The organism is Bradyrhizobium sp. (assembly GCF_036735945.1).
GTDB lineage: Bacteria > Pseudomonadota > Alphaproteobacteria > Rhizobiales > Xanthobacteraceae > Bradyrhizobium.
Map to the genome: position 1 here is coordinate 1 of NZ_DAINNI010000226.1, position 3873 is coordinate 3873.

At 62.2% G+C, this 3873-nt stretch carries 4 protein-coding genes; 3 read left to right on the forward strand and 1 reads right to left on the reverse strand.

What is annotated here, in order from left to right:
• Window positions 1-880, reverse strand: an 880-nt coding sequence (locus tag V7E26_RS29540) for an acetate--CoA ligase family protein (protein ID WP_324422917.1), incomplete at its 3' end; no start/stop codon positions are given.
• Window positions 881-1099: 219 nt separating this feature from the next.
• On the opposite strand from V7E26_RS29540, the gene V7E26_RS29545 reads away from it, so the two are divergent.
• The 3 genes from V7E26_RS29545 to V7E26_RS29555 all read left to right on the forward strand — a co-directional run.
• A complete protein-coding gene (locus V7E26_RS29545) occupies window positions 1100-1795 on the forward strand; it encodes a GntR family transcriptional regulator (RefSeq protein ID WP_442893506.1) in 696 nt (231 codons plus the stop codon).
• Between the two features lie 69 nt (window positions 1796-1864).
• Complete coding sequence (gene oxc / locus V7E26_RS29550) at window positions 1865-3595, forward strand: oxalyl-CoA decarboxylase (protein WP_324422919.1); 1731 nt, start codon at window positions 1865-1867, stop codon at window positions 3593-3595.
• 63 nt (window positions 3596-3658) lie between these two features.
• On the forward strand, window positions 3659-3873 hold a 215-nt coding region (locus V7E26_RS29555), incomplete at its 3' end, for a CoA transferase (RefSeq protein ID WP_324422920.1).

The following is a 3873-nucleotide window of genomic DNA, read 5'->3' on the forward strand; positions in this document are numbered from 1 at the left end:
TCTTCATCACGGAGTTGCCGATCTTGCCGTCCTCGGCGGAGGCGCCGATCACGGCAACGGCTTTCGGCTGCATGATGCGGTTCATCGCCGCTACGATTTCTTCGGTCGGACGCGGCGCCGGGCGCGGCTTGTAGTCGAAGTGGACGACGATGCGCACGTCGGCGGCAATCGCGTCCTTCTTGGTGGCGAATACCGGGTTGAGGTCGAGCTCGACGATTTCGGGGAAATCGCTGACGAGCTGCGAGACCTTGACGATGACGTCGGCCAGCGCATCGCGGTTGACCGGATCGCCGCCGCGCACGCCCTTCAGCATGTCGTGGGCCTGGACGCCGTCGAGCATCGACAGCGCGTCTTCCTTCGTCGCGGGCGCGAGACGGAAGGTGATGTCCTTCAATACTTCGACCAGCACGCCGCCGAGGCCGAACGCCACCAGCTTGCCGAACGAGCCGTCGGTGATGGAACCGACGATGACCTCGGTGCCGCCGGCCAGCATCTGCTGCACCTGCACACCCTCGATCCTGGCATCGGCCTTGTACTTCTTGGCATTGGCGAGAATGGTCTCGTAAGCCTTTTCGGCATCGGCCGCGGTCTTGAGGCCGACCACAACGCCGCCCGCCTCCGTCTTGTGGAGAATGTCGGGCGAGACGATCTTCATCACGACCGGAAAGCCCATGCCCGTTGCGAGTTTGGACGCATCAGCGGCAGATTTGGCCACGCCTTCCTTCGGAACCGGGATGCCATAGGCATCGCACACCAGCTTGCCTTCCGGCGCGGTGAGGCTGGTGCGCTTCTCGGCCTTCACCGTGTCGAGCACCCGGCGGACAGCCTCGTGGGCACCCGGCTCGGCGATCTTGCGGGCCGCATCTGCAGAATTTGACATTGGCTTCCTCCTGGGGCTAATTTTATGGCATTTGGTATGCCAGAGATTGGATTGTCAAGACAAACTATCGCGCAGAAACAGCGAAAACTCGAGCATCTTGACATTCTGGTATTTGGTATGCCAAAAATATTCGGGCATTTCTTCTGCTAAGAAGACCTCTCCAAAACAGGGAGGAGACGAGTCGTGCCCGCACGTAAACAAACCAAGGCGCCGCCTGTCATGGCCGAAGCAGATATTGCAATCGTCCGGATTGCCCCTGAGACGAGCTTCAAGAACAAGGCCTATGAGGCCTTGAAGGAAGCCATTCTCAAGATGGATATCTATGCGACGCCCGAGCCGGTGATGCTCGACGAGCGCGCGTTGTCCGAACGTCTCGGCGTCAGCCGCACCCCCATTCGCGAAGCCATCGCGATGCTGGAGCAGGACGGCTTCGTCAAAACCGTGCCGCGCCGTGGCATCGTCGTGGTCCGCCGCACCAAGGCCGAGATCGTCGACATGATCCGCGCCTGGGCCGCGCTCGAGAGCATGGCCGCGCGCCTGATCACCACCACCGCGCGCAAGAAGGACATCACGGCGCTGCGCGACTTCTTCAAGGATTTTGGCAAGGACCGCCTGCCGCAGGACCATGTCGAAGAGTACTCCAAGGCCAATATCGCCTTCCACCAGGCGCTGATCTCGCTTTCGGAGTCGCAGGTGCTGGTGGATATGACCAACGATATCCTTTTGCACGTGCGCGGCTACCGCCAATTGACCATCGGGCGGAAGGACCGCACCGCGACCTCGCTGCCCGAGCATCTCGGCATCATCGAAGCGCTGGAAGCACGCGACACCGAACTTGCCGAAAAGCTCGCGCGCGACCACACGCTCGGACTTGCCACCTACGTCGAGACGCACGGGCAGGAACTGTTCACTTAAGGCACGCAACTTCGCACCAGAAGACGACCAAAAATCGTCCAAAACCACACGATCAGGGAGATGAAGCCCATGCTGAATACCGCGACCAAGTCCGAAGCACCGGGCACCGAGCAAGAGCTGACCGATGGCTTTCATCTCGTCATCGATGCGCTCAAGCTCAACGGCATCAACACCATCTATAATGTGCCGGGTATCCCGATCACGGATTTGGGCCGCATGGCGCAGGCCGCCGGCATCCGCGTCATCTCCTTCCGTCACGAGCAGAACGCCGGCTACGCCGCGGGCATCGCCGGCTTCCTGACCAGGAAGCCCGGCGTGTGTCTCACCGTTTCGGCGCCGGGTTTTCTCAACGGCCTGACCGCGCTGGCCCACGCCACCACCAACTGCTACCCGATGATCCTGATCTCGGGCTCCTCCGAGCGCGAGATCGTCGACCTGCAGCAGGGTGACTATGAAGAGATGGACCAACTCGCGATCGCAAAGCCGCTGTGCAAGGCGGCCTATCGCGTGCTGCACGCCCAGGACATCGGCATCGGTCTCGCACGCGCGATCCGCGCCGCCGTCTCCGGACGTCCGGGCGGCGTCTATCTCGACTTGCCGGCAAAACTGTTCGGCCAGGTGATGGATGCGGCCGCCGGCGAGCGGTCGCTGGTCAAGGTGATCGATGCGGCTCCGTCGCAGATTCCCGCCCCCGCCTCCGTCAAGCGCGCGCTCGACGTGCTCAAGGCTGCCAAGCGCCCGCTGATCATTCTCGGCAAGGGCGCGGCCTATGCGCAGGCCGATGAGGAAATAAAGAATTTCGTCGAGAAGAGCGGCGTGCCGTTCCTGCCGATGAGCATGGCCAAGGGCCTGTTGCCCGACACCCATCCGCAATGCGCAGGCGCTGCCCGCTCCACGGTGCTGAAAGAGTCCGACGTCGTGATGCTGATTGGCGCCCGGCTCAACTGGCTGCTCTCGCACGGCAAGGGCAAGACCTGGGGTGACGCGCCGAAGAAGTTCATCCAGGTCGACATCGAGCCGAAGGAAATGGATTCCAACGTCGAGATATCAGCGCCCGTGGTCGGCGATATCGGCTCCTGCGTCTCCGCCTTCGTGCAGGCGATGGGCGCTGGCTGGACCGCCCCGTCCGCCGACTGGACCAAGGCGGTATCATCGAAGCGCGAAGAGAACGTCGCCAAGATGGCGCCGAAGCTGATGAACAACAAGTCGCCGATGGATTATCACGGCGCGCTCGGCGTTCTGAAGAATGTCATCAAGGAGCGTCCCGACGCCATCCTCGTCAACGAAGGCGCCAACACGCTCGACCTCGCCCGCGGCGTCATCGACATGTACAAGCCGCGCAAGCGCCTCGACGTCGGCACCTGGGGCGTGATGGGCATCGGCATGGGTCAGGCGATTGGCGCCGCGCTCGAGACCGGCCATCCCGTGCTCGCGGTCGAGGGCGACAGCGCGTTCGGCTTCTCCGGCATGGAGATCGAGACGATCTGCCGCTACAATCTGCCGATCTGCGTCGTCATCTTCAACAATGACGGCATCTATCGCGGCACCGACGTCAACAAGGCGAACTCCGATCCGGCAACGACCGTGTTCGTGAAGGGCGCGCGCTACGACAAGATGATGGAGGCTTTCGGCGGCGTCGGCGTCAACGCCACCTCACCGGACGAACTCAAGCGCGCCGTCAACGAGGCGATGGATTCCGGTAAGCCGACGCTGATCAATGCCGTGATCGACCCGGCCGCCGGTTCGGAAAGCGGCCGCATCGGCAACCTCAACCCGCAAAGCGTTCTGAAAAAGAAATAGCTGACTTCAACCCATTTCATCCTGCACACGCAGGGCAGACAGACACAGTACGGAGCAAACACGATGACAAAGGCGCTTACGGGCGTTCGCATTCTCGATTTCACCCACGTCCAGTCGGGTCCGACCTGCACGCAACTGCTGGCCTGGTTCGGCGCAGACGTGATCAAGGTCGAGCGCCCGGGCGTCGGCGACATCACCCGCGGCCAGTTGCAGGACATCCCGAACGTGGACAGCCTGTATTTCACCATGCTGAACCACAACAAGCGCTCGATCACGCT